The organism is Nitrobacter sp. 62-23 (assembly GCF_001897285.1).
Taxonomy (GTDB): Bacteria; Pseudomonadota; Alphaproteobacteria; order Rhizobiales; family Xanthobacteraceae; genus Nitrobacter.
The window spans coordinates 1-1353 of the sequence record NZ_MKSM01000080.1 but is presented as its reverse complement, the minus strand read 5'-3'; the positions used below and the strand labels follow the sequence as shown (position 1 = coordinate 1353).

Here is a 1353-nt window from a genome sequence, read left to right as displayed (position 1 = left end):
GGTTTTTGTGGATGGGTCTGGCTTCTGCGGCTTTGTGGTGGAACTGGAGGCTGATGAGGAGGGATTTCATGGCGCGGAGGGGCCAGAGTGTGACGGCGAGGACGAGGGGGATCCAGAGCGCGGCGTGGACCCAGAACGGCGGCTGGTATTTGACCTCGACGATCAGGGCTGCGCCGACGACGATGAAGCCCGCGATCAGGATGATGAAGACGGCGGGCCCGTCTCCGGCGTCGATGAAGGAATAGTCCTGCTCGCATTGATCGCAGGACGGGCGCAGGGTCAGGAACCCGGAAAACAGTTTTCCCTTGCCGCAGCGCGGGCATTTGCAGGCGAGCCCGCGCATGATGGCCTGCGACGTTGTCGCCCGGGTGAGTAAACTGGACATCGGCTTTCCCGCGGAAATAGAGACAGGGTCCGGAAGAGAAAAGGGCGGCCACGCGGCCGCCCTTTGCTGTGGTTCAGAGGGGTGTGGTCCGGCTCAGTGCGCGGCATGCGCCATGGCGGCGGCACCATTGCCCCAGACGTAGATGCAGACGAACAGGAACAGCCACACCACGTCGACGAAATGCCAGTACCAGGCGGCGAACTCGAAGCCGAGGTGCTGCTGCGGCGTGAAGTGTCCCGCATTGGCGCGGAACAGGCAGACGATCAGGAAGATGGTTCCGACCAGCACGTGAAAGCCGTGGAAGCCGGTGGCCATGAAGAAGGTGGCGCCATAGACGTTGCCGGCGAAGGAGAAGGCCGCGTGATGGTATTCGTAGGCCTGCACGCAGGTGAAGATGGCGCCGAGCGCGATGGTCAGGATCAGGCCCCACTTCAGCCCCCTGCGGTCGCCGTTGAGCAGGGCATGGTGGGCCCAGGTCACGGTGGTGCCCGAGGTCAAAAGGATCAGGGTGTTGAGCAACGGCAGGTGCCAGGGATCGAAGACCTGGGTGCCCTTGGGCGGCCAGACGCCGCCGAACAGCGCCGCGCGCGTCATGTGCACGGGATCGGCGGGGAACAGCGCGGAGTTGAAGAAGGCCCAGAACCAGGCGACGAAGAACATCACCTCGGAGCAGATGAACAGGATCATGCCGTAGCGGTGGCTGATCTGCACCACGCGGGTGTGGTCACCCTTGTGCTCGGCTTCGCGGATCACGTCCGCCCACCAGCTCGCCATGGTGTAGAGCACGCCGACCACGCCGATGCCGAAGATGATCGGCGCGGCCGCGGTCAGGTGGTGCATCCACAGGATGGCGCCGATGGCCATGATGAAGGCAGCGGTCGCGCCTACGATCGGCCACGGACTCGGGTCGACAAGGTGGTAATCGTGCTTGACTTGCGCCGTAGCCATTTGCGGTCTCTCTCCGTTAG

Annotated in this window: 2 protein-coding genes; both read right to left on the bottom strand. The window is 64.0% G+C overall.

Translation table 11 applies throughout. The features are described 5' to 3' along the window. Positions 1–385, bottom strand: a 385-nt coding sequence (locus BGO16_RS06900; protein ID WP_292617876.1) for a DUF983 domain-containing protein, incomplete at its 3' end; no start/stop codon positions are given. Between the two features lie 93 nt (positions 386–478). Then, positions 479–1333, bottom strand: a complete 855-nt coding sequence (locus BGO16_RS06895; protein ID WP_292617875.1) for a cytochrome c oxidase subunit 3 — start codon at positions 1331–1333, stop codon at positions 479–481. Positions 1334–1353: the final 20 nt, after the last annotated feature.

Excerpts from the sequence above, each read along its gene's own strand:
- BGO16_RS06895 (WP_292617875.1), bottom strand. The coding sequence starts at position 1,333 with ATGGCTACGGCGCAAGTCAAGCACGATTACCACCTTGTCGACCCGAGT.